The sequence below is a fragment of the Chitinimonas sp. genome (assembly GCF_036568685.1).
Taxonomy (GTDB): Bacteria; Pseudomonadota; Gammaproteobacteria; order Burkholderiales; family Chitinimonadaceae; genus Chitinimonas.
Genome location: NZ_DATCSC010000106.1, coordinates 88,223 through 113,495 on the forward strand (window position 1 = coordinate 88,223; position 25,273 = coordinate 113,495).

20 protein-coding genes are annotated in these 25,273 nt (G+C 59.9%); 15 read left to right on the top strand and 5 right to left on the bottom strand.

Annotated elements, in window-relative coordinates; genetic code table 11:
- Positions 1-13 precede the first annotated feature (13 nt).
- Positions 14-3,598 carry an EAL domain-containing protein gene (locus tag VIM95_RS15250; RefSeq protein ID WP_331987312.1) on the top strand — a complete coding sequence of 1,195 codons (3,585 nt, stop codon included), beginning with the start codon at positions 14-16 and terminating at the stop codon, positions 3,596-3,598.
- A 259-nt stretch (positions 3,599-3,857) separates the two neighbouring features.
- Here VIM95_RS15250 and VIM95_RS15255 read toward each other — a convergent pair whose 3' ends face one another.
- The 3 genes from VIM95_RS15255 to VIM95_RS15265 all read right to left on the bottom strand — a co-directional run bounded on the left by VIM95_RS15255 (position 3,858) and on the right by VIM95_RS15265 (position 6,867).
- Positions 3,858-4,277: a type II secretion system protein gene (locus VIM95_RS15255; protein ID WP_331987315.1), complete on the bottom strand. Its 420-nt coding sequence runs from the start codon at positions 4,275-4,277 to the stop codon at positions 3,858-3,860.
- 402 nt (positions 4,278-4,679) lie between these two features.
- Entirely contained in the window at positions 4,680-5,981 is a 1,302-nt protein-coding gene (locus VIM95_RS15260; protein WP_331987318.1) for an N-acyl amino acid synthase FeeM domain-containing protein, read from the bottom strand.
- A gap of 91 nt (positions 5,982-6,072) precedes the next feature.
- Positions 6,073-6,867 carry an outer membrane lipoprotein-sorting protein gene (locus VIM95_RS15265; protein ID WP_331987321.1) on the bottom strand — a complete coding sequence of 265 codons (795 nt, stop codon included), beginning with the start codon at positions 6,865-6,867 and terminating at the stop codon, positions 6,073-6,075.
- 57 nt (positions 6,868-6,924) lie between these two features.
- On the opposite strand from VIM95_RS15265, the gene VIM95_RS15270 reads away from it, so the two are divergent.
- The 3 genes from VIM95_RS15270 to pepA all read left to right on the top strand — a co-directional run bounded on the left by VIM95_RS15270 (position 6,925) and on the right by pepA (position 10,318).
- Positions 6,925-7,686, top strand: a complete 762-nt coding sequence (locus VIM95_RS15270) for an ABC transporter ATP-binding protein (protein WP_331987324.1) — start codon at positions 6,925-6,927, stop codon at positions 7,684-7,686.
- 26 nt (positions 7,687-7,712) lie between these two features.
- Positions 7,713-9,227 carry a DUF1302 family protein gene (locus VIM95_RS15275; protein WP_331987326.1) on the top strand — a complete coding sequence of 505 codons (1,515 nt, stop codon included), beginning with the start codon at positions 7,713-7,715 and terminating at the stop codon, positions 9,225-9,227.
- A 257-nt stretch (positions 9,228-9,484) separates the two neighbouring features.
- Positions 9,485-10,318 (top strand): flocculation-associated PEP-CTERM protein PepA, encoded by an 834-nt coding sequence (gene pepA, locus VIM95_RS15280; RefSeq protein ID WP_331987329.1) that lies wholly within the window; start codon positions 9,485-9,487, stop codon positions 10,316-10,318.
- A 295-nt stretch (positions 10,319-10,613) separates the two neighbouring features.
- Here pepA and VIM95_RS15285 read toward each other — a convergent pair whose 3' ends face one another.
- Positions 10,614-11,834 carry an ABC transporter permease gene (locus tag VIM95_RS15285; RefSeq protein WP_331987333.1) on the bottom strand — a complete coding sequence of 407 codons (1,221 nt, stop codon included), beginning with the start codon at positions 11,832-11,834 and terminating at the stop codon, positions 10,614-10,616.
- A gap of 267 nt (positions 11,835-12,101) precedes the next feature.
- Here VIM95_RS15285 and VIM95_RS15290 point away from each other — a divergent pair, with 267 nt between their 5' ends.
- From VIM95_RS15290 to VIM95_RS15300, 3 genes are read left to right on the top strand one after another with little or no spacing between them, the layout of a single operon-like run.
- Entirely contained in the window at positions 12,102-12,800 is a 699-nt protein-coding gene (locus VIM95_RS15290) for a class I SAM-dependent methyltransferase (protein ID WP_331987337.1), read from the top strand.
- A 17-nt stretch (positions 12,801-12,817) separates the two neighbouring features.
- Positions 12,818-13,675 (top strand): ThiF family adenylyltransferase, encoded by an 858-nt coding sequence (locus tag VIM95_RS15295; protein WP_331987340.1) that lies wholly within the window; start codon positions 12,818-12,820, stop codon positions 13,673-13,675.
- 3 nt (positions 13,676-13,678) lie between these two features.
- On the top strand, positions 13,679-14,893 hold the full coding sequence (locus VIM95_RS15300; protein WP_331987344.1) for an ABC transporter permease: 1,215 nt from the start codon (positions 13,679-13,681) through the stop codon (positions 14,891-14,893).
- Positions 14,894-14,902: 9 nt separating this feature from the next.
- On the opposite strand, the gene VIM95_RS15305 is transcribed toward VIM95_RS15300, so the two are convergent.
- Positions 14,903-15,583, bottom strand: coding sequence for an N-acyl amino acid synthase FeeM domain-containing protein (locus tag VIM95_RS15305; protein WP_331987347.1), 681 nt, complete (start codon positions 15,581-15,583; stop codon positions 14,903-14,905).
- Between the two features lie 582 nt (positions 15,584-16,165).
- On the opposite strand from VIM95_RS15305, the gene VIM95_RS15310 reads away from it, so the two are divergent.
- The 8 genes from VIM95_RS15310 (at position 16,166) to VIM95_RS15345 (ending at position 25,266) form a co-directional block, all read left to right on the top strand.
- Complete coding sequence (locus VIM95_RS15310) at positions 16,166-16,798, top strand: XrtA/PEP-CTERM system exopolysaccharide export protein (protein WP_331987350.1); 633 nt, start codon at positions 16,166-16,168, stop codon at positions 16,796-16,798.
- A gap of 78 nt (positions 16,799-16,876) precedes the next feature.
- A complete protein-coding gene (locus VIM95_RS15315) occupies positions 16,877-18,436 on the top strand; it encodes an XrtA system polysaccharide chain length determinant (RefSeq protein ID WP_331987354.1) in 1,560 nt (519 codons plus the stop codon).
- 9 nt (positions 18,437-18,445) lie between these two features.
- Positions 18,446-19,441, top strand: a complete 996-nt coding sequence (locus VIM95_RS15320) for an XrtA-associated tyrosine autokinase (RefSeq protein ID WP_331987356.1) — start codon at positions 18,446-18,448, stop codon at positions 19,439-19,441.
- On the top strand, positions 19,431-20,939 hold the full coding sequence (locus VIM95_RS15325) for a TIGR03016 family PEP-CTERM system-associated outer membrane protein (RefSeq protein WP_331987358.1): 1,509 nt from the start codon (positions 19,431-19,433) through the stop codon (positions 20,937-20,939). Before VIM95_RS15320 ends, VIM95_RS15325 begins: the two co-directional genes overlap by 11 nt.
- An 8-nt stretch (positions 20,940-20,947) precedes the next feature.
- On the top strand, positions 20,948-22,072 hold the full coding sequence (locus VIM95_RS15330; protein ID WP_331987360.1) for an XrtA/PEP-CTERM system-associated ATPase: 1,125 nt from the start codon (positions 20,948-20,950) through the stop codon (positions 22,070-22,072).
- Positions 22,069-23,235 (top strand): non-hydrolyzing UDP-N-acetylglucosamine 2-epimerase, encoded by a 1,167-nt coding sequence (gene wecB / locus VIM95_RS15335; RefSeq protein WP_331987362.1) that lies wholly within the window; start codon positions 22,069-22,071, stop codon positions 23,233-23,235. Before VIM95_RS15330 ends, wecB begins: the two co-directional genes overlap by 4 nt.
- Positions 23,236-23,257: 22 nt before the next feature.
- Positions 23,258-24,154: an XrtA system polysaccharide deacetylase gene (locus VIM95_RS15340; RefSeq protein WP_331987364.1), complete on the top strand. Its 897-nt coding sequence runs from the start codon at positions 23,258-23,260 to the stop codon at positions 24,152-24,154.
- Positions 24,155-24,156: 2 nt separating this feature from the next.
- Positions 24,157-25,266 carry a FemAB family XrtA/PEP-CTERM system-associated protein gene (locus tag VIM95_RS15345; RefSeq protein ID WP_331987366.1) on the top strand — a complete coding sequence of 370 codons (1,110 nt, stop codon included), beginning with the start codon at positions 24,157-24,159 and terminating at the stop codon, positions 25,264-25,266.
- The last annotated feature ends 7 nt before the right edge of the window (positions 25,267-25,273 follow it).

Genomic DNA, 25,273 nt, shown 5'->3' on the forward strand with positions numbered 1-25,273 from the left:
AGGGCAGTCCGAGATGCTGAGAGGATTCGACATTCTGATCGTGGAAGACAGCCTGACCCAGGCCGAGCAGTTGCGCGACCTGCTGGAGACCCACAACTGTACGGTACGCACAGCCGCCAATGGGCGCGAAGCGCTGACCCTGATCGAGCAGCGTGTACCTACCGTGATCGTCAGCGACATTGTGATGCCCAAGATGGACGGCTACGAACTGTGCCGTCATCTCAAAGCCAATGAATCGACCAAACAGATCCCGGTCATCCTGGTCACGCATCTGTCAGACCCACGCGATGTAGTGCATGGCCTGGCCTGTGGCGCAGACAATTTCGTCATCAAACCCTATGACGAGAAGTACCTGATCTCACGCATCCGCTATCTGTTGGCCAATCTTGAGTTCCGTAGCAATGAACGGATCTCTATGGGGGTGGAGATCGTGTTGGAAGGGGAGCGCCATTTCATCACCGCGGCACGGCAACAGATTCTCGATCTGCTGATCTCCACCTACGAGCAAGGCATACGCCTCAACAACCAGTTGCAGGCCAAGCACCTTGAGCTGTCCGAATCGCACTCGCTGCTCGATAGCCTGTTCCATTTTTCCGCCGGGCTGACCGAGACCAAGAGCGAGCCAGAGTTGATCGACGGAGCGCTGACCGCGCTCAGCGCCTTCCCGCGCTGCTTGGGTGCATGGCTGATGCTGGCAGAGAAATTCGTTGCCGACGCCCCTCTGCGCTATGCCGGCGCCTGTGGCGACGTCGACGTCTCCTTGCTGCAACAGGAACAGTCCCTCACCCAGAGCCAAGCGCTGCATACCATCCAGCATGATGGCCTGGCTTCGGCTTTCAATGTGGTCGATGCCGGCAACAAGGCACAGGGCCCGGCAGCCACCTATGCCTGCGTCCCGCTGTGGCTGGGTGGCGATCTGGTGGGCACCCTCAATGTGGTACACGAGGAGCAGGTGCCTTGGCCGGAGGCTGAGCTCAGTGCGCTGACGGCACTGGGCCAGCAATTGGCCGTAGCACTCACCCGCTCCCGGCTGTTCGACAAGCTCGAGGCCCTGGTGGCCGAGCGAACCAGCGCACTGCGGGTCGAGATGGCCGAGCGCGAACGCGCCGAATTTGCCTTGCGCCAGAGCGAGGCGCTGATGCACCTGGTGCTGGAAACCTTGCCCGTGGGGGTCTGGGTGACCGACAACCGCGGCAATATTCTGCTGCACAATCCCGAGGCACTACGTATCTGGGGCGGCACCGCCCCATTTGCCCTGCCGGCCGAGCAGGCAGGCAACGCCTATCCGGCGGCCTCCGGAGACGCAGTGCACGCCACGCGCACCGCGCTGAACCGGGCACTCACCATGGGCGACTCGGTGCACAACGAGGTACGCAACATCGAATCCTTCGATGGCAAAATGCGCACCCTGCTCAATTCGGTCGTACCGCTGGCGGACGAACGCAATCGCATTCAGGGGGCCGTCCTGGTCGAGCAGGACATCACCGCCCAGCAAGTGATCGACACGGAGCTGCGCATCCGGAATCTCGCCATCGAGGCCAGCGTCAATGCCATCGTGATCACCGACAACCGGGCGCCGGACAATCCCATTCTGTACGTCAATCAGGCCTTCGAACGCATCACCGGTTACCGCAGTGAGGCTGTCGTCGGCCGTAACTGCCGCTTCCTGCAGAATAACGACAAGGACCAGGCGGCACTGGGCGGCATACGCTGGGCGATCCAGCAGGGCTGTGAAGGCAAGGCTTTGCTGCGTAACTACCGGCGTGACGGCTCGATGTTCTGGAATGAGCTGCGGGTTGCACCGGCCTTTGACAGCCAAGGCGGCATTAGCCACTTCGTCGGCGTATTGAACGATGTGACCGATTCCAAGCGGTATCAGGATGAGCTGGAACATCAGGCCAATTTCGATACCTTGACCTCCTTGCCCAACCGCAACCTGCTGCTGGACCGCATCCATCAGGCAGTGGTACAGGCCCACCGCAAGGAGGAGCGCTTTGCCTTGGCCTTCCTGGACCTCGACAACTTCAAATACGTCAACGACAGCCTGGGACATTCGGTCGGGGACATGCTGCTGGTCGAAGTGGCCAAGCGCATTCAGTCCTGCATACGCGAGTTCGATACGTTGGCGCGCATCGGTGGTGATGAATTCGTACTGCTGCTACCCGAAACCCGCAATGAAACTGAGGTCAATGCCACCCTGCAGCGGGTCAACGCGCAGCTGGCCCAGCCCATTCTGCTCTCCGGCCAGATAGAGCTCTATGTCTCGGGCAGCATAGGCTATTGCTTCTATCCGGCGGACGGGGTCGATGCCGATGAGCTCCTGCGCAATGCCGACACCGCGATGTACAAGGCCAAGGAACTCGGCAAGAGCCAGGCCAGCCGCTTTGAGCTGACCATGAATGACTCGGTGCAGCGACGGGTTGCTTTGGAGCGCGATCTGCGCCGGGCCATCGCCAACAACGAGCTGGTCATGTATTACCAGCCTCAGCTGGACCTTCGTACCGGCGGCCTTTGCGGCTTCGAGGCCTTGATCCGCTGGCGCCAGGGTGATCGCATCATCTCACCGGCAGAGTTCATTCCGGTGGCGGAAGAGTCTGGCCTCATCCGGGAAGTGGATCGCTATGTCATCAGCACGGTATTCCAGCAGGTGGCCGAATGGCAGGCGGCGGGGTACAACCCCGGCGAAGTGGCCATCAATGTCTCCACCTATAGCCTGCAGGAGCACAGCATCGTGCAGTACATTGTCGATGCGCTGGCTCGCCACGGCATTCCCGCCCAGAGCATCAAGCTCGAGGTGACGGAGGGCCTCTTGATGAAGAGCGTCGATACCGCCCAGCGCATCATGAGCGGGCTCAAGGACGCTGGGGTGAAATGGTCGATCGACGACTTCGGGACCGGCTACTCGGCTCTGAGCTATCTGCGCAAGTACCCTTTCGACCAACTCAAGATCGACAAGAGCTTTATCGAGGACGTCCATCTCAATATGGAAAATGCCTCGGTGACACGTGCCATCGTCAGCATGGCGCACTCGCTGAACATCAGTGTGATTGCCGAGGGAGTAGAGTCGGCCGAGCAATTGGGCTTTCTCTTGCAGGCCGGTTGCGAGCAGATCCAGGGGTACTACTATTCGCCCCCACTGCCGGCCAGCAGCTGTGAACAATTACTGACCGAGAACGGCAACCTCAACCTGCCGCGCATCTCCATCAGCCGTACTCCGCGCACCGTGCTGATTGTCGACAGCGAGCCCAAGGTGCACGCCATCATCTGGCGCGAACTGCACCGCGAGGGCTACAACATCCTCAATTGCGATACGCCTGAGGCAGCGCTCAATATTCTCGCCATCAACCAGGTGGGAGTAGTGATCGCCGACCAGCGCCTGCCCGGCATCAGCGGTGCCGACTTCCTGCGGCAGGTCAAGGTGCTTCACCCCAATACGGTACGCATAGCGATGAGCAGTTTTACCGATGTGGAGTCCATCCTGTTCGCAATCAATGAGGGCGCGATCTTCCGCTTTATCACCAAGCCCTGGCAGCCCGCCCAGTTGAAAGAGCAATTGCGTGAGGGCTTCAAGCAATATGACCTGAACCGGATGTTGTAACGCCCCTGGGGTCGCGATGCCGGGGCTTGGCCCGCGGTACAGCCGCCACATCGGGCAGCTGCTGCGTGTAGGTGGTCAGTGCGGGATCAGCTCGGTCGCTGCAGCGCGTGCCGATCGCCGGTCGATCAGTCGGGGTCGTATCGGTAGCACCACCTTCTGCCTGGGGGCACCGTCAGGCCAACTCGTCGGTCAGACGCCATCATCCCGGCAATGGCATCCTGTTATACAGGTGCCAGGACCGGCTTGCGCCGGTCTCAAATCAGGGGACGACGGTCAACACAGCCGTGGCGGTATTGCTGGTCCCGTTGACAGTCTTGGTGACAGTACAGTTGAACTGCGTCCCCGTGGCCGTGGGGGGGCTACCTGAGCCTGCGATCGAGTAATTGGCCGGCACGGCAGCCGATCCGTCACCGATCAGACCCCAAGCGTCTGAACAGGTGGCCACCGGCACACCACGCCGCGCCGTAACGGCCACCCCATTGGCGGCATCGACACTGCGCGCCGCATAGTTGATGGTATTGCCGGAGTTGATTGCCGCCACCGTGCCTGCGAGCGAGGATTGGCCGGTACCACCTGCCGGATAGAAAAAACGAGGCAAAGCCACTGCCGCCAATATGCCGAGCATGACGATTACCATGATCAGTTCGATCAGGGTAAAGCCAGCCAGACTCCTTCTCATTAATTTGCCTCCTACACGCCGCCTGGATTAGGGCGTATCGCCTCGATCAATCGCGGCACCCGCCATATTTTCCCGGTCCATTCAGTTTTTTCCGGGGCCTCCTACGAGATGATTCATGCTAGTTGGCGTATCTCGGCTATGCCAAATGCCCGGCAATACAAGTACGCTCGCCCAGAGTGACGACGGGCCAATTGCGAACAGTAGCGGCGGAGCCTCGTTGGATAGTGGCCCCCGCTACCGACAACTTGAGCTTTACCTGCGCCAGCGATAGCAGCCATCCTCCGAGTGCAGTTAGCGATGCAAACCCACCGGAACGCACTACTTCCAGCCGAAACCGAACCTGACTGGGCATGCCACAAGCCGTGCGGCCGTCACGCCATCCCAAACGGGCGTTGAGCTGGTTCAGCGATGCTGCCTGTGCTGACCGTGCAGGTCACCATGGGTTGAGCCCTTGTAGAGGGCAGAAACAAACATGCTCCAGATCGAGTCCGTTCGCGAGAGATGGAAGCCGTAGAAACCTTGCCCCACCTCGCGTACCGCCTGGGCCGTCAGGTGTGAGATATCGGCCTCGCCAAGCTGGACCGTGGTTTCTGCCCAGGTTTCAAGCGGTACCGGAATAAAGGCTCGTGCCTGGAAGCCCTCGTAGGAGACCTGGATGACATCGATCTGGACGCTGGCCTTCGCCCCCTCCGCCGTGACATAGGACAACTCGCCCGGGCATTTGACCGAGAAGCGCTCATGCCGGCGCACTGGCGCCGCCACCTCCTCGCGATGTACGTCAGGCAGGTAGCGGCGGTACTCGGGCAGGTCGTATATATCGTGCAGCAGCGCCTTCTGGCGTTCATCCAGATTCTCGAATACCTGGGTGCGGATATTGAAGAAGTGATTGAGCAGTTCCGGCGTCATGACCGGGTCATTGGTGGTGTAGTAGCGCCGTTGCGGCAACTGGATATTCGGCAGCTTCACCTCGGTGAAATACGCATGCAGATTGCGTTTGGCCGGTTTGCTGGCGTAATAGCGCTTGAAGACCTGTTCCGCGCTATACAGGTCCAGCGTCGCCCCGACCGCCGGCGCGCCATTCACGAAGTCGTAGTTCTCCACCATGTTGGCGTTCAAACGGCGGAAGAACAACAGCGATTCATACATCTCGATATGGCTGGGATTGACCGCGATCACCAAGTGCCGGGTATCAAAGAAGGTCGTGCAGTACTCGTACATGAACTTCATCAAGGGGAACAGGATGCTGCCCCCGGTCTTGCGGAACTTGCGGTGCACCGCCAGGGCCGACACCTCAGCGATGTTGCCTTCCTGCGCGCGAACCTCGGTCAGGTCGAAGATGCGCTGCAGGGGAAAGCCCAGCGCACTCTCGCGTATCAGCGACAGGGTGCCGATGACCTCACCGTCCCATTTGGCACATAAAGTCGTGGTGGTAGGCAAGGCATGGTAAATGGTCACCCGCATACCACTGGGGTGAGGCTTCATGAAGCCGACGCCGACATAGGCGTCGTGCAAGAGGGCGAAGCAAGCCTCCAGCTCCTCCTGGGTCTCGGCGATCTTAAGCACCAGCCGCTCGGTGGGCGCGGGGTCGCAATCGACAAAGGAGCGGTAGACCGCAAACTTCTTGCTCTGCGGGAGAGAATTGATCAGTTTCCTGACCGCCTGGTGCGCCAACTTGCGCACCTGCAACAGGCTACGATGGATCATGCTGCCTCCCTCCCACTCCGACAGTAGAAATCAACCCTTCGCTGGCAGGGCCTAATTTCTGTTAAAGGATTGCAATCCGCAATCCCATCGACTATTCGAGTTTTTTCAAATAGTCCTTGGTAAATATCTTGTCCGGCAAATCACGCAACTTCATGGCGCTATATTCCAGCACCGATTGCTCACCCTTGCGCAACGCGTCTTCCATCACCAGCCGGGTAGGGCGCTGTTTGCCTTCCATCGTCTGGAAATTCTCGTATTTGCAGGTCTTGAGCAAACGATTGGAAAGGGAATAAAACTCAGCCTTGTATGGCCAAAAGTCCTTTTGTCGGACCCAATAAACAACCCGCTGGTAGGTAACGCCCTTATCCACCGCGTTCAATTCCAGCACATGGTAATTCTCACCGCCTATGGTTTCCGAACGCAGTATCTTGGGGTTGTAATCACTGGCGAAGTTGGCTCGGGCCAGGTCACCATTGGCCACCTGGCCGGTCAGGCGCTGGGAGAGCGCGATGCGGATGGGTTGTGACACTTCGGGCATGAACACCCACAGGTCCCGACCTTTCATCAGCAGGATCTGGCCCCGATCCGAGGCCGGTTCGGTCACCATCACAACGGTATTGCTGTTGCCCTTCGATAAAACCCGATAGCGCCGCAACTCTGGTGCTTGCCCTGGCTGCGTGCTGCTCACGCCGATTTCGACCTGGAAACCCTCTGCCGGAAAACGTACCTGATCTGCCTTTTCGACTATGTTACGTGCCATCGCATCATCAGCAGCTAATAAAGCATTTTCTTCTGCATGACTAAATAGTCCGATTAATGCCAGAAAAACCGACACTAATCCGTTTGCAACCTTGACACCGGAATGTCGGGTGACGATGATTTCCATAACTGAATCCCCGTTGCACTGAAGTGCAGATAATCGATCTGCAGAAAGTAGCGCCGAATGAGCGTTGTACGCATAGAGCATGTTTGCAAAGATTATCTGCTTGGCGATCAGAAAGTCCAGGCGCTCAAAGATATTACGCTTTCCTTCGAGCCCGGCGTCTTCCTCGCCATTGCCGGCCCCTCCGGTAGCGGCAAGACCACCTTGCTGAACCTGATCGGCTGCATCGACACGCCCACCAGCGGCAAGATCTTCATCAACGACCAAGACGTCAGCGGCCGCACGCCCGACCAGTTGGCAGACCTGCGCGCACGCACCATCGGTTTCATTTTCCAGACCTTCAATCTGCTGCCCGTCCTGTCTGCCATCGAGAACGTCGAATACCCGTTGCTGCAGCGCAGTGACGTCTCCAAAGAGGAGCGTCAGCGTCGCATCACCACCTTCCTCGATATAGTCGGTTTATCGAAATACGCCCACCACCGCCCCAACCAGCTGAGCGGCGGTCAACGGCAGCGCGTTGCCATCGCCCGGGCCTTGGCCATCCATCCGGCCATCGTGCTGGCCGACGAACCGACAGCCAACCTCGACCACAAGACGGGCGAGGAGATCCTGAGCCTGATGAAGCAGATCAACCGTGAATTCGGCACCACCTTCATCTTCTCCACCCACGACAAGCGAGTGATCGCCAAGGCGGACCGGCTGGTCCGTGTAGAGGACGGCGAGATCGCCGTCCTGGGCGTGCGTTCCGATACCGAGTGGGCACTGGCCTCGCAAAAGCGCAGCAAACGCGACGCCGCCACCCAACCCCACACCCATCCATGATCCCAGCACATTCCGAAAGGGGAGGTATGCGCCACAAGCATCGACCACACCGCCACCGCAAGGTCGCCTTGCACCTTGCGCTGGCCCTGTCGCCGGTGTTTGGTTCCTGCTGGGCTTCGGCCTACCCGGACCCTGCCAGCCTCACCGCCGCAGTAGCGCTCCCTCTAAGCGACCAGGCCAGCGGCTTCGACCTGCACGGCAACTTCCGCACACGTGGCGGCACGCAACTGGCCATGGAGGAAGGGGCCGAAAAGAAGGCCGGCAGCCGCGATGCCCTGTTTGACGACGACCCATTGGAACAAACCGCGCCAGACAAGCCGGCACCAAGGCAAGGCTCCCCGCTGAAGGGCTATCTGCAGGCCGAGGCAGCACGCACCACCGCTGAGCCAGACCACTGGTCCAAGCTGCGCCTCCTGGCCGACCTGAGCGCCCAGGGCCAGTTTGGCGGCGGCGTGAAGTGGAAGCTGGGGGGGCGCTTTGCCTATGACGGCGCTTACGACAGGGGCAACTATTACCCCGCCGACGTCGCCCGCAACCAGCGTTACGATATTGCCCTGCGCGAGAACTACATCGACTTCGGCGCCGACGAATGGGACTTCCGTGTCGGTCGGCAGCATGTGGTCTGGGGCGAGATGGTGGGCCTGTTCTTTGCCGATGTGGTCTCGGCACGCGATATGCGCGAGTTCATCCTGCCCGAGTTCGATGCGCTACGTACCCCGCAATGGGCAACCCGGGCCGAATACTTCAAGGACGACTTCCACGCCGAATTCCTGTGGGTGCCGGTGGCCAGCTATGACCAGATCGGCAAGCCCGGGGCAGACTTCTATCCTTACCCGCCCATGCCGACCGACGTCCCGGTACTGTTCCGGGCCGAACAAAGACCCAAGCGCAATCTGGACCACACCAACTATGGGGTACGCCTATCCACGCTGAAGGATGGCTGGGATGTATCGGGCTTCGCCTACAGCAGCATGGATGTAAACCCGACCTTTTACCGCCAGATAGCGCTTGTTCCGCAGCCTACCGTCATCTTCGAAGCCAGACATGATCGAATCCAGCAGTACGGAGGCACCCTGGCCAAGGACTTTGGCTCCTTCGTACTCAAGAGCGAGGCAGTCTACACCCATGGTCGCAAGCTCAATGCGCAGCGGTTGAATGCCGAAGACGGCCTGGTGCCGCAGAACATGCTGGATTGGGCCATAGGGCTGGACTTCAACCCGCAGGACGACATGCGTTTCAACGTTCAGCTGTTTCAACGTGACATCTTCTCGCGCGATCCGGATGTCCTGCCCAAACAGCACGAAAGCGGCTACAGCCTACTGCTCAACTACAAGTTCACCGACAAGCTTGAGGCTCAGGCCATCTGGATATCCAGCCTCAACCGTACCGACTGGCTGTTGAGGCCCCGCATCACCTGGAGCTTTGAGAAGAACTGGCGACTGGTGGTGGGCTCCGATCTATTCAAGGGACCGGAACAAGGCCTGTTCGGTCGCTTTGATCAGGCTGATCGCGTGTATTCGGAGCTACGCTACAGCTTCTGAACGACTACAGACGAAGCCACTCGTTGGTATCAATAACAAGCGCCCGGGCATACCGGGCGCTTGCATTTGGAAGAGACCCAGCGCGCGCAAGCAAAATTCACTTGACCTGTCGAGTTTTCTTACAGCGGATCTGAAAATAGCACGGAGCAATAAGGTAACCTGTTGATTTTGTTTATTTTATTTATCTGGCACACTACCTGCTAACTAAGCATCGGGGCCAGTTCTGGGCGGCTCGTTTACCACTAGGAGCTATTGAAATGAACAAGTTTGCAAGCAAGACCCTCACCGCGTCGGCACTGGCCATTGCCATGGCCTTCGCCGGTGGTGTGGCTCACGCGGCAACGGTGGGTGCACCCGCCGTTATCCAGGAGGGCGGCATCAGCGGCGCAGCTCCTCATCTGATGCCAGTTGACCAACTGAGCGGTCAGTATGACGAAGTCTTTACCGCGACCGGTCCTGGCACCTTCCTGACCGAGGCCATCTTCAACGCTGGCGCCTGGTTCAAGAACGGTTCGGTCGTGCTGTCGCAGCTGAATGGCTTCGGCGCCAACGGCTACAACCTGTATGCCAAGTTCTCGTCCTCTGGCACCTTCGCTCCGTCGGGCACGGGCTTCACCTTCACCGGCGGCTCGGCCTACCTGGAGTTCTGGGTCGACGTGAATCAGAACACCGACTATGACGTCGCGGCGTCAGCCATCGGCAATGTTAGCAACCTCAACCTCGTATCCGGAGCGGGCACTGACAGCGACGACATCATGCTCGGCAGCGCCGCGCTGTTGCTTGCTGGTGAAGGCAACGCCGGCGGCGGTCTGGCCAACGGTAACTTCGAACTGGTCTTCGGCGGCTTTTCGCTGACTGGCACCGGCTCTAGCTACTTTGTTTCGCCGAACCCGTTCTATGTAATTCTGGACCTGAACGGTAACTTCCAGAACTTCATTCCGGTGTCCGGTCAGAGCATCCAGCTGCTGAACAATTCGGCTAACGCCTTCTTCGTGCCGGAGCCGGGCGTACTGGCGCTGGCAGGTGTCGGCCTGCTGGGTCTTGCACTGGGTCGCCGTCGCGGCAGCCGCAAGACCGAAGCAGCAGCCTGATCCAGGCAAGCGTTGATAGCTCCGCGCTGTAGCAGCACCAAGAGAAGGCCCGACCTAGTCGGGCCTTTTTCTTTTCGTTCCTTGTCACATAAAGGTCGCCTCGCGACGCAGGTACTGTACCGTCTCGGTCCAGCCGTCAGCCAGGTACAAGCAAGCTGCGCAGTCCTATGTTACCGTCCCCGCTCGACCTTAACCGCCATTTACCAGGAAGCAGTACGGACCGGGCAACGCCGCCATATCACCCCGGCAGGATCGCTGCAGACATCCCACTCACTGCGTCGTCAGCCCGCCAGGCTCATCGATTGGTCCGCAGGGCGTCAACAATTTGCATGCGCGATGCCTTCCACGACGGGTAGATACTCGCCAGCAAGGTGGTGATCACCGCGAGGACAAAGGCCTGCCCTGCCAGCGAGCCGGTAACCAGAATGCGCGCGGTATAGCTATCGGCCATGCCCGGGGGAGGGGGCATGGGTATCCCGACCAGCGAGATCACATAGGCCAGCGCACACCCCACCACTAGGCCCATGCCCGCGCCAACCACCCCAAGCAGCAATCCCTCAGTCAAAAACAACTGCATGACCGATTTGCGCCGTATACCCAGCGCCATCATGGTACCGATCTCGCCAGTGCGCTCCATGACCGACATCATCATGGTATTGCTGATACTGAGCACGATGATGATGGCAATGATGGTCTTGACCGTACCGAACTGCTTGAGCAGAAGCGTCTCACTCTTATTGTAGAAGTCGGCAAGCTCCCGCCACTCGATCGCCTGCAGGCCGCTCTTGCCCAGTATGCTCTTGACCTCGGCCAACCGGCCCTTGGTCTGCTCGGTATCTTTGAGCAACATGACCCAGACGTGCGCTCCATCCACCCGGACCAGCTTGCGTGCAAGCTCAATGGGCATGCGCAAGGCCACATCGTCATAGGCCTTGGTAATGGTGGAAAAGATGCCCCGGACCTTGACCTCGGTGGCATTCATCCCCCCTTTTGCCGGGGACGAGAGCAGCACGATATGGTCGCCAACCTTGGTACCCAGGTTGGCTGCCAAGCCCTGGCCAAGAATGATGCCCTTGGGGTCGTCCTCTGCCAGATTGCTACCCGAGCGTATGGTCAGTGATCGGCTCAGGTTGCGCTCGCTGGCAGGGTCCACCCCCTCGCCAATAAACGAGATGGTGGCATCGCCAAGGCTGGCCAGCCCACTGAGCGACAGCCGCGGCCCCACGGTCTCCACTCCTGGCAGTGCGGAAATCTTCCCCAGTTCCGGCGAGGTCTTGGGCAGGAGGTAGTGGTAAGGGTCGGCAATACCTTTCTCGTAATAGTCCTGCCGCACGATCTGGATATGTCCCAGTTGCGAATGGATGGTCGAATCCCGACCAAACCAGAGACCCCATTCGATAAAACCACCCGCAAGTACCAGCGCCACCACACCAAAACCCACGGCAACGACGGCCAACGCCGAGCGACGGCGCTGCCGGTAGAGATTGCGGAATGCAATACCGAAGGTTTTAGTCATGGCGGGTCTAATTAATCAGTATTTTCTAAATTTCAGATATTAACGCCCGGTTCAAATAAACCGATCTCGCACCAGATCATGCAGCGTGGGCTATATTGAAGCGCATTCTGATGGCGTGTTGTGGATTCCAGCAGACTGCCACGTTGTAACTCTAGAACAGCTTTGTCCAACTGCTTGCTCCCTTGCGGGAAAGTGTTCAATCTTGCGGCCTTCGTGCCAGACAAAGAATACAGGCAGTCAGCACAAATCCGCCAATAGGGGGCCAGGATGACGCAACCAGCAGCTCGATCCACCAAGACGCGCGATGAAATCGCCCTGGCGTATAAATCCGAACCTTGGTGGTATGACGTACGCGGCTTCTTTATTCTGACCTTTGCCTACAATACGACCCTACCGGCTCAATTACGACTATTCGGCCGTAATTTCGGTGCGGATCATCTGGAAATTGCCATCGGCTCCGGGACTTTCCTGGCCATTGTATTGCGCTGGCGCAAATGGAAAGGCCTACCCAAGGTTCGCATTACCGGGGTGGACTATGCCGAGTCCATGTTGGCAGGTGCCATGCGGCGCTATGAAGGAGATCCGGACATGCAGCTGGAGTTGGCTGATGCCGCGGCCTTGCCATTTGAAGACAATAGTTTCGATACCGCCAATATCGCCAACGCCGTGCACTGCTTTCCTGATGTCGATGGCGCCATGCGCGAAACCCTGCGGGTACTGCGCCCCGGCGGCTGCATGGTTGCCAATGTCATCCTCTATCCCGAGGGCATCCAGCCCTTCAAGTGGATTGCCGAGAAGATCAATGCCTGGGGGATACGCAAGGGCATCCTCTATACCCCTTACTACCGTGACGACATGCGGCGCCGCTTGCTGGCCGCTGGCTTCGAGATCGGCTTCGAGGAACGTGCTGGCAACTGTTACAACGTCAGGGCCTACAAGCCCAAGGCCGCAGCTACGGCTGGTTAAGACAGGTAAGACCATCCATGAGTTACGACTACAAGCTGGCTGTTTCCCGCAATATCGGCTGGATCAGCGAAGCGGAGCAGGAGACCCTGCGCCGCTCCCGTGTGGCAATTGCCGGCCTGGGCGGCGTCGGCGGCGCGCATCTCCTGACCCTGGCACGCCTGGGAATAGGGGGCTTCAACCTGGCGGAGTTCGACGAGTTCGAAGTACAGAACTTCAATCGCCAGGTCGGCGCCACCATTCCCAATCTCGGCCGCAGCAAGCTCGATTCATTGATCCAGATGGCATTGGACATCAATCCGGAACTCTCGATCCGTCGTTTCGATCAAGGTGTCACCGAACAGAATCTGGACGATTTCCTCGATGGCACCCAGGCCTATGTGGATGGCCTGGATTTCTTCGTACTCAATATACGCCGCCGGGTATTTGCGGCCTGCTCGAACAAGGGCATCGCTGCGCTGACCGCCGCACCGTTGGGCATGGGCGTCGCCTTGCTCTACTTCAAACCTGGCGGCATGACCTTCGACGAGTATTTCCGGCTCGACGATCAGCCGCAGTTCGAGCAATACGCCCGCTTTATCGCCGGGCTCTCGCCCGCCATGCTGCAGCGCGACTACCTGGTTGTGCCTTCGGCGGTCAATTTCCTGGAAAAGCGCGGCCCCTCCACCATGATGGCCTGTGATCTATGTGCTGGCGTGATGGGCACCGAGGTGCTGAAGGTTCTGCTGGGCCGGGGCAAACAACGCGCCGCCCCCTGGGGCATGCACTTTGATGCCTACCACCAGAAGATGTCGGTGACCTGGCGGCCCTGGGGCAATGCCAACCCTTTGCAGCAGCTGATGCTGATGCTGATCCGCAAGCGCCTCAAGGGAGGATGAGCCATGATGCTGAGCCTGGCCGCCCGCAACGTCCTGCGGCATAGGACCCGCACCGCCATCACCCTGGCTGCCATCGTGATCGGCGTGGTAGGCCTCATACTCACCGGGGGCTTCGTGCAGGATCTCTTCATCCAGCTCGGCGAAGCCATCATCCATTCGCAAACCGGTCACGTGCAGGTCTACCGCAAGGACTTTCTCGGCAAGGGTAGCCGCCAACCTGAGCACTACCTGATAGAAGGTGCCGACAAGGTCGCACAGCGCCTGGCCACATTGCCCGAAGTCAGCCAGGTGACGGCACGGCTCAATTTCACCGGCCTGCTCAACAATGGCAAGCGGGACCTGGCCATCGTCGGGGAGGGCGTGGAACCGGACAAGGAAGCTGCCATCGGCACCTATCTGACCATCTCCCAAGGGCGCCAACTGACCAGCAAAGACGTCAACGGCATCCTGATCGGGCAGGGCGTGGCCCACTCGCTGGCGCTGGCGCCCGGTGACACCGTGATGTTGCTGCTCAATACCGCCGACGGCGCGCTCAACAATCAGGAGTTCGTTGTCACCGGTGTGTTCCAGAGTTTTTCCAAGGATTTCGACGCCAGAGCGGTACGTATACCGCTCGCGGCCGCCCAGGAGCTGCTGGCCAACAGCGGCGCCAACCTGATGGTCATGATGCTGAAGAGGACGGACGATACCGAGTCGGTATTGGGCAAGATGCCTTCGGCGCTGCAAGGAAGCGGGCTGGAGTACACAGGTTGGCGGCAGCTTTCCGATTTCTACGACAAGAGTGTCAATATGTATGACAGCCAGTTCGGGGTACTGCGCTGGATCATCCTGATCATGGTCTGCCTATCGGTCGCAAACAGCGTCAATATGAGTACTTATGAGCGGCTGGGAGAGTTCGGCACCATGCGGGCCGTCGGAAACAAAGGCTCCACGGTGATGAAGCTGCTGCTGACCGAGAGCGTGCTGCTAGGGCTCGCTGGAGCAACGTTGGGTTGCATCCTTGGCGTGGTGGCCGCCAAAGTCATCTCGGCCATCGGCATCCCCATGCCACCACCGCCCAATGCCAATGTGGGTTATACCGCCTTTATTCGCATCGTCCCTTCCACCATAGGTACGGCCTTCCTGGTCGGCCTATTCGCCACCATACTGGCCTCCATCATCCCGGCCTACCGGGTCTCCCGGACCGACGTGGTCGAAGCATTGCGCAAGAATATCTAGGGAAGCCCACTACGCTGCGGGCAACCAGGAGGAAACAAGCCGCCCTATCCGCTGGGCCAGACCCTCGGCCTCAGACAGGCTGAAGAAATAGGGATAGAGCGAAGCCCTCGCCTTGGGTTGCTTATCGCGCAGTCCGGAGAGTTTTGCAATTTGTGCCTGCACATAGCTGGCCTCAACATGCATCAGGATGGCGGGCGCGTCGACCCGGGCACACTGCTTGCGCTCGCCGATCTGTTGAAAACCCAACAGTCGCTTGTAGAAGGCCACATGACGCGGATTGACCTCGATCACAGCGTCGCTCGCCCCCATTTGGCAGCCGATAAGGTGCAAAAGATGGAATAGGGAAGCCAGCAGCTCCATCGAGTTCGCCCGGTTATCCACAGCCAAGCGTGTCAGCTCGCAGACCTTGCGTCCGCTCAGCCGTAGCTGGTCGATTTCGGCCCGATACAGCTCGTCGGCCTGCAAGCCCTGGCCAGAATCCAGGCTCAGCGAGAGGGTGCCGACTGTCTCACCCTGTTCACAGGCTTGCAGTGTCATCTGGCCGGCGTCGTAGCGGGGCAGGGCCTCGCCATGGTCCAGCAGATAGCCACGCCAACCGTACATACGGTCCACCAAGGAATTGACCTCGGCACGCCGGACCGGTGTATTGGCAAGCCGTATCTGGAAGTCGGACCGCTCGACAAGAAACATACTGTCGCTGCCTAGCAGCGCGTCCGAGCCATCCCATTGCATGCAATCGGGGAGGCTGCCGATCGCATCATCCCCTGTGGATATATCTGAATTGAGCGGCCAGTCAAAGGCATCGCGGAATGACATAGGAATAACCCCGTTTTAAAATAATTCCGTTTATTAGAATATTATTCTTGGGTATTCCAACTCCCCTGCAGAGCAATTAAAACCCTCAATCGCATACACCTTTCTACAAGTTGAAACTAATTCAGCATGATTCGTGCCAAGCGCACAAACCCCGTGAATACCGGCAAAACAGGCTGTTTAAAAGGCTGGATGGCAGGTCAACACCGCCATTTTTGTCGTCACAGGGCGACAAAATCTCGCACACAGCACCGGAGCCGGCACCAGGAAATGAGGCACAAGCCATTGATTATGATGAGATTTAGCAAAAAATTATGCTTTGTCGGGAGGTGACGACAGCCATTAGCGAATTAGAAGCATGCGTAGCGCGCCGCGGTAATCTTATAATTCTCGGCAAGATAATCTTTTTTGAATTACCCTTGGACCGGTTCGCAGCATTAGATTTGAGGAGAATGAAGAATGGCATTCAGCCTGTATAACAATGTTGCCGGGGTATTACGGACAGCAGCAATTTGTGCCCTGGCAGTCTGGCTGGCCGGTTGCGCCACCAAATATCCCGCGGCGCCAACGGCAGCTGCCTCACCTGAATACAATTACCTGATCGGCCCCGGTGATTCGGTCAATATCGTGGTCTGGCGTAACCCCGAGCTATCGATGGTGGTGCCGGTCCGTCCTGACGGCAAGATTGCCGCTCCCTTGGTCGAGGACCTGACCGCACAAGGCAAGGATGCCTCCACCTTGGCGCGAGATATCGAGAAGGCGCTCGGTAAATTCATCCGCGACCCCGTGGTCACTGTGGTCGTCACCAACTTCGTCGGCCCCTACAGCGAGCAGATCCGCGTCGTGGGCGAAGCCACCAAGCCGCAGACCCTGGCCTACAAGCAAAAGATGACTCTGCTTGACGTGATGATCGCCGTCGGCGGCATCACCGACTTTGCCGATGGCAACGGTGCCACCCTGGTGCGGACCGAAGAGAAAAGCCAGCGCCAATACAGCGTGCGGGTGAAAGACCTGGTCATGCGCGGCGACGTATCGGCCAATGTGGAAATGAAGCCGGGTGACGTACTGATCATCCCGCGCAGCTGGTTCTGAACCAGGCAAGTTCCGGGTCGCTCCGCCGTCATGGCGCCGGGGCGGCTGTTGATCGCATACCTTTGAAATCTGAAGCTGATGGATGATTTGATTCGCCAGGTGACCACAGTCCTGCGGGAGATGTGGAAGCGCCGCTGGCTCGGGCTGATTGTCGCCTGGGTGGTTGGTGCCATAAGTGTCGTCGTGCTGCTGCGCGTACCGGACAAGTACGAGGCCAGCGCCCGCATCTTTGTCGACACGCAATCCATCCTCAAGCCTCTGATGTCAGGTCTTGCGGTCGAACCTGACCTGGACCAGCAGATACTGATCCTCAGCCGCACGCTGATCAGCCGGCCCAATGTCGAGAAGCTGATCCGCATGGCGGACCTCGATCTCTCGATCAAGACCAAGGCCGGCCAGGAAGCACTGGTGGATGAGCTGATGAAGTCGCTGGAGATCAAGAGCACCTCCCGTGACAACCTCTACACCCTGTCCTACCGCGACACCCAGCCCGAGCGAGCCAAGCGTGTGGTGCAGTCGCTGGTTTCGATCTTTGTCGAATCCAGCCTCGGGGACAAACGCAAGGACACGGACTCGGCCAAGAAATTCCTGGATGACCAGATCCGCTCCTACGAGAAGAAGCTCGAAGAGGCGGAAGGGCGGCTGAAGGACTTCAAGCTGCGCAATCTCTCGGTGCAGGCGACCGAGGGTAAGGACTTCTTTGCCCGTATCGGTGAGACCAGCGGCGAGCTGGAACGTGCCCGACTGGAACTGCGCGAGGCGGAGGATTCCCGCGACGCCCTGCGCCGGCAGGTGCTCGGGGAGGACCCGGTACTGCTGCCGGACAACAATGAGTCCACCGCTGGCGTCTCGGTCCCCGAGATCGATGGCCGGATCGAAGCGCAGAAGCGCAATCTCGATATGCTGCTGCAGCGTTTTACCGAGCAGCATCCGGACGTGATCAGCACCCGTCGCCTGATCAAGGAACTGGAAGATCAGAAGAAGCAGGAGATCCAGGCACGCAAGAAGCTGGCGCAAAACAACCCGGCCTCGCCGGTCAATAACAACCCGGTCTACCAGCAGCTGAAGATCTCGCTGGCCGAAGCAGAGGCCAATGTTGCTTCGCTGCGTACCCGTGTCGCCGAGTACACCTCGCGCTACGCCACGCTGAAAAACTCGGTACGACTGATCCCGCAGATCGAGGCTGAGCTGACCCAGCTCAACCGCGACTATGAGATCAACAAGAAAAACTATGAAAGTCTGGTCGCCCGGCGCGAATCGGCCACCATGTCCAGCGATATGGAAGCCGGTGTCGGTGGCGTGGACTTCCGCCTGATCGACCCACCGCGCGTTTCGCCACAGCCGGTGGCACCGAATCGCCTCCTTATCCTGCCGCTCACACTGTTGCTGGCACTGGGTGCCGGGGTGCTGGCCAGCTTTGCCGCCAGCCAGATCCGCCCGGTAGTGTTCGATGCTAAGGCGCTGCGCGAACTGAGCGGGCTGCCACTCCTGGGCACCATTTCCATGCTGGTCGACGATACCGTCAAGCGCCGCGAGCGGCGGGACCGGATGCGCTTTCTCGCCGGACTGGCTTCGCTGGTCGGCGTTTACGGCGCCGGTTTTGCCATGCTGTTCCTGCTGTCGGCCAGAAATGTCTGAGGGTAATTGATGAGTCTCATTGAACAAGCCGCAAAGCGACTGGCCGAGCTGCGCGAGGCAGGGGTCGACGTCCCCGAAGCCACTTCTGATCAGCCATCGGCCGAGCCCAGCCTGCTGGAGCGCGCTGCCGCGGTGATTCCCGAACACGAAACCGTGGTGCGACCGACACCCCGGCAAACACCGGTTGCCGAGGCACCTGTGGCGACCACACCCATGGCCCCCGCCCCGGTGACCACACCGGTTCCGGCAACAACGGCACCGCTGCTCAAGTCACGTACAGTCAATCTCGACCTCGCCACCATCGCAGCGGCCGGCATCATTCGCCCGGATGCACCACGCTCCCAACTGGCGGACGAATTCCGCGTGGTAAAACGCCCGCTGATCGCCAACGCGCTAGGCAAGGGGGCGGCGCCGATCAAGTATGGCAACCTCATCATGGTGACCAGTGCGCTGCCCGGAGAGGGCAAGAGCTTCACCGCCGTGAATCTGGCCATGAGCATCGCCATGGAGCTCGACACCACGGTCATGCTGGTCGATGCCGATGTGGCGCGCCCGTCGGTCCTGAAGATGCTGGGCCTGCCTGCAGCACCTGGCCTACTGGATGTGCTGGTCGACGAATCCATGGATCTCTCCAAGGTGCTCCTACGCACCAACGTCGAGACGCTGACCATTCTGCCCAGCGGTACCCAGCACGCGCGCGCCACAGAACTGCTGGCGAGCGACGGCATGATGCATCTGCTGGAAGACATGGCGAACCGCTATCCGGACCGTATCATCATCTTCGATTCGCCCCCGCTGCTGGTCACGACCGAAGCACGGGTGTTGGCCACCCATATGGGTCAGGTCGTGATGGTGGTGCGTGCCGAGAGCACCGCGCAAAGCGATGTGAAGCACGCCCTGGCGGCCATCGAGAGCTGCCCGGTCAAGCTGATGCTGCTCAACCAAGCCCGTGTCGCCGCACAAGGCGCCTATGGCTATGGCTACGGGTACGGATATGGTCATTAGACCGCGGTGTGCACCTTGGCGCCAGCTGCTTGGCTGTGCGCTGTTTGTCGCTGCCCCCTCGGCCATGGCTGCGGGCTGGGAGATTACGCCCAGCCTTTCGACAGGCCTGACTGCCACCGATAACGTCGCCTTATCCAACACCAACAAGCAGAGCGATCTGGTTACCGAGCTTAGCCCTGGTATCCGCATCACGGGCACCGGTGGCCGCCTCAATCTGAATCTCGATTATCGCCTGCGAGAGTTGATCTACTCCCGCAACGGCAAGGGTAACGAGACCCAGAACTCCCTCAATGCCTTCGGCACGCTGGAGGCACTGGAGAACTGGCTGTATGTCGACGCTACCGGCGTCATCACCCGGCAGGCCATTTCGGCCTTCGGCGGTACTTCGCCCGGTACCAATGTCGATGCCAATGCCACCGAAACCTCAAGCTTCCACTTGGCGCCATATATCCGTGGCAGCTTGGGCGGGCTGGCCGACTATCGCCTGCGCTATGACTACGGCACGACGCGCTCCAAGTCCGATCTGGTTCCCGACGTCACCACCAACGACTGGTCCGGTATGCTCAAGGGCCAGACCCAGCTCGCAAACCTGGGTTGGGGTCTGGATGCCACTCACCACGGCACCAGCTATGAAAGCGGCCGGCACAGCGTGGCCGATCGCTTGCGGGGCAACCTGGGCTACCAGATCACACCGCAGATCAAGGTCTCGCTCTACGGCGGGCGCGAGGGCAACGACTACACCACGGTCAATAAGCAGTATTGGAGTACCTCCGGTGCCGGCGTGGATTGGTCGCCAGACCCGCGTACGCAGATTTCCGCCAGTCGCGAACGGCGCTTCTTTGGCGACGCCAATAGCGTCAGCTTCACCCATCGTACCGCGCTCACCTCCTGGAAGGTCAGCAGCAGCAAGGATGTTTCCATCCTGCCCAACCAGCTGACCAAGGTGGGCCTTGGGTCTTACTACGACCTGTATTTCAACCTGTACCAGAGCATAGAGCCGGATCCGATCAAGCGGGCCGCCCTGGTCGAGAACTTCTTGCGGCTGAACAATATCCCGGCCAACGGTACCGTGGTGGGTGGCTTCCTGACCTCGGGTGTCACGCTGGAACAGCGCCACGATGCCTCGTTCGCCATCCTGGGTAGCCGCAACACCATCGTGCTGACCGCCACCCAGAGCAAGCAGCAGTCGCTGCTGAGCGGCAGCGGCCTGCCGGACGATTTCAACAAATCGCAAAATATCCGGCAGCGGGGCTACGGCTTCAACTGGGCCTACCGGCTCTCGCCGCAGTCCTCGCTGACCGGCTCCTTGTCGCGCGTCAGTAGCAAAGGGACGGGCGAGCCGGTGATCGAGACCACCCAGGATATTGCCCAGTTAATCTTCAGCACCCAGCTGACCCCCAAGACCCGGGCCAGCGTAAGTGCTCGCCATACCAGTGCGGACGGTTCCACCGCTTACTCCGAAAATGCCGTGACAGGTTTCCTGTCGCACGATTTCTAGCCAGATCCATGTACGAATCCTTCTACGGCTTGAGCAACAAGCCTTTCCAGCTGAACCCGGATCCATCCTTCTATTTTGGTAGCAAGCAGCACCAACGTGCTTCTGCCTATCTGGAGTACGGCCTGCACCAGAACGAGGGTTTTATTGTCGTTACCGGTGAGGTTGGCGCCGGCAAGACCACCATCGTCCGCGGCCTGCTCAACAAGCTTGACCCCGGCAAGGTCGTGGCCGCCCACTTGGTCAGCACCCAGCTCGACGCGGAGGAAACCCTGCGCATGGTGGCGGCTGCCTTTGGCATCCGCACCAAGGGTATGGGCAAATCGGACGTGCTGCTGGGTCTGGAGGCCTTCCTGGTCGACGTTACCCGGCAAGGCAAGCGCTGCCTCTTGATCGTGGACGAAGCCCAGAACCTGACACCGCGGGCGGTGGAGGAGCTGCGCATGCTGTCGAACTTCCAGCTCGATACGCACGCGCTGTTGCAGAGCTTTCTGATCGGGCAGCCGGAATTTCGCAGCATCATGCAAAGCCCGCACATGCTGCAGCTACGACAGCGGGTGATCGCCGCCTGCCACATCGGCCCCATGGACAAGAGCGAAACGCGCGGTTACATCGAGCACCGCCTCAAATGCGCCGGCTCCCAAGGCTGGCCCAAGTTCGACAATGGTGCCTACGAGGCCATCTTCCTGGCCAGCAACGGCATACCGCGGCGTATCAACTCCCTGGCCGACCGGGTCCTGCTATCGGGATTCTTGACCGGCAATCGCAACTTCACCCGCGAGCAGGTGGAGGAGGTGGCGCGCGAACTGAGCGCCGAGACCCAATCCGCCAGCTACGCGCGTACCGACGCCGACAGCGCGCCGGGCTATGTCGACCTGGGTGCCCAGCTTGCCGAAGGTAACGCGCTGGAGAGCGAACTGGCGCGCCTGGAGCAGGATATCAACAACGCCATCGAGTCGACGCGCGCCGGCGAAGGTCAGCGGGCTGACCAGGCGCAGCACCTGCTGCGCCTGGAGCGCAGCATGATGCGGTTGGAGCGGCACATGATCCATCTGGAACGCGGTAATGCAGCCATGCTTTCACTGCTGCAACAGTTGGCCAGAACAGAACTATCGGATGAGGAGAAGCTGGTTTGAAGCACGAAGTTTGGCCCCAGAGCCTGGGCCCGGTGATCTGCGTTGTCGGCGCACGCCCCAATTTCATGAAGATGGCGCCCATCCTGCGTGCCTTCGCCGCCCACCAGCCAGCCATTCCGACCCTGCTGGTGCATACCGGGCAGCACTACGACAACGACATGAACGACCGGTTATTCGTCGATCTGCGATTGCCGCACCCCGACGTCAACCTCGAGGTCGGCTCGGGTACCCACGCCGTGCAGACGGCCGAGGTCATGCGCCGTTTTGAACCGGTACTGGACCAATACCAGCCCTCCTGCGTGCTGGTGGTCGGTGATGTGAACTCCACGTTGGCCTGCACCCTGGTCAGTGTCAAGAAAGGCATCCCCGTAGTACACGTGGAAGCTGGCCTGCGTAGCTACGACCGTGCCATGCCGGAAGAAGTCAACCGGGTGCTGACCGATCAGATCGCAGACCTGCTCTACACCACCGAGCGCAGCGCCCATGACAATCTGTTCCGCGAAGGCATCGCGAGCGAGCGCGTCCGCTTCGTGGGTAATGTCATGATCGACTCACTGCTGGCCAACCGCGCCTTGGCGCATCCGCCGGCACGTACGCTGGCCACGTTCAATGCCGATCCGGCCCTGGCCAGCGGTCCAGCCGGCTATGGCGTGGTGACCTTGCATCGTCCCTCCAACGTCGACCAGGTCGAGACCCTGCGCCCCTTGCTGGAGACCCTGCGTGAGATCTCCGAGCGCCTGCCGCTGATCTTTGCCCTGCATCCGCGTACCCGCGCCAATATTGAGCGTTTTGGCCTGGGCAGCCTCTTGGCCAACGGCCGTACCGCCTTGCTGCCGCCGCAGGGCTACCTGGAAATGCTGGGCCTGACCTCGGGTGCCCGCCTGGTACTGACCGACTCGGGTGGCCTGCAGGAGGAGACCACCGCCTTGGGCGTGCCTTGCCTCACGCTACGGGAAAATACCGAACGTCCGATTACCGTGGAAAGTGGCACAAATACACTGGTTGGCTGTGACCGCCTTGCCATACTGCGAGGCGTGGATGAAGTGCTTGCCGGTACCGGCAAGTCAGGTCGTGTTCCGGAATATTGGGACGGACACGCGGCCGAGCGCATCGCGTCGGACCTCGCCGGCTGGTTGATAGCGCGGCAGCTGCAGGCTGCCTAGCCGGGCAGGAGGGGAGGAAGGCATGCCGACTAATAACCAAATCAAAAACGCCCTGACCATCGATGTTGAAGACTATTTCCAGGTCTCCGCATTTGCGCCCTATATCGAGCGCGACCAGTGGGACAGCCGGGAATGTCGTGTCGAGCGCAATATGGACCGTATTCTGGCCCTCCTGGACAGCAAGGGGGTCAAGGCCACCTTCTTCACACTGGGCTGGATCGCCGAGCGTTATCCGCAGGTGGTGCGGCGCATTGTCACTGGCGGCCATGAGCTGGCCAGCCATGGCTACGGCCACCAGCGTGCTTCTGATCTGTCCGAAGCTGATTTCTTCGCCGACGTCAGCCGCGCCAAGCAGCTACTGGAGGATCTCTCCGGCCAGGTCGTGAAGGGCTATCGCGCCCCCAGCTTCTCAATCGGTACTGGCAACCTCTGGGCTTTCGACTGCCTGGAGCGCGCCGGCTATCGCTATAGTTCCAGCATCTACCCCATACAGCATGACCACTATGGCATGCCGGATGCGCCACGCTTTGCCCACCAGGTAAGACGTACCCTGCTGGAGGTGCCGGTGACCACCGCCAACTTGCTTGGTCGCAATCTGCCCGCCAGTGGTGGCGGCTACTTCCGGCTTATGCCCTATCCGCTGTCGCGCTGGCTGCTGCGGCGTGTCAACCAGCGGGACATGCAATCGGCCATCTTCTACTTCCATCCCTGGGAGATCGACGCCGATCAGCCACGCGTGGCCGGTATCAATTTCAAGTCGCGCTTCCGGCACTATCTCAACCTGGACAAGATGGAAGGGCGCTTGTCGCGCCTGCTCGATGATTTCCGCTGGGGACGCATGGACGAGGTTTTCCTTGCCGGCACAGCTGCGGAATCACAGTCGCAGCCCTCATCCCTCGTTGGTCTGGTGGCGAAGTAATCATGCTGGATACTCTCTCTCCGCCCGATGGCAAGGCCATCGCGACCACCAATGCAGGGGCCGGCATGGCCCCCGCGCTACGCATCCAGCAACTCGACATCGCCGATGCTGCCACGAGCACGCGCTGGGATGAATTTGTCCTGCGCTGCCCGCAAGCCACCTTCTTCCATCGGGCGGGCTGGCAGCGCATCATCCACAACGTCTTTCGTCATCGCACCTATTTTCTCTATGCCGAACAGGGCGGTGAGATCATCGGCGTATTGCCGCTGGCCCACGTCAAGAGCCGCTTGTTCGGCAATGCGCTGACTTCCTTGCCTTTCGCGGTCTACGGTGGCGTGGCAGTCGAAGACGCCGCAGCCGCCAGCGCCTTGGTCACCGAGGCGCAAGTGCTGGCCAAGCAGCTTGGTGTCGAGCACCTGGAGCTGCGCAATCTCGAGCAGCAGCATCCCAGTTGGCCCACCCAGGATCTCTACGTCAGCTTCCGCAAGACGCTGCTGCCCGAGGTCGAGGCCAATATGCTTGCCATCCCACGTAAGCAGCGTGCCATGGTGCGCAAGGGCATCAAGCACAATTTGCAGAGTCGGATCGACAGCGATGTCGGACGTTTTTTTGCGCTCTATGCCGACAATGTTCACCGCCACGGCACGCCGGCCTTGCCCAAGGCCTATTTCAAGGCCTTGCAGCGCGAATTTGGCGATGCCTGCGAGATCCTGACCGTGGAAGACGAGGCAGGTCGTCCCATCAGCAGCGTGCTGAGCTTCTACTTCCGCGACGAGGTGTTGCCGTACTACGCCGGAGACGACACCAGCGCACGTGAACTTGCCGGCAACGACTTCAAGTACTGGGAGCTGATGCGGCGGGCGTGTGAGCGCGGCATCCGGGTCTTCGACTACGGCCGCAGCAAGCAGGGAACGGGGTCCTATTCGTTCAAGAAGAACTGGGGCTTTGAACCGCAACCGCTGTACTACGAATATTGCCTCTACGGTCGCGACAGCATTCCGCAGAACAATCCCTCCAACGCCAAGTACCGTCTCTTCATCGAAGCCTGGCGGCGCATGCCGCTCGCCATGGCCAACTGGCTGGGACCGTTCATCGTACGCAACCTGGGTTGAAGCTGGC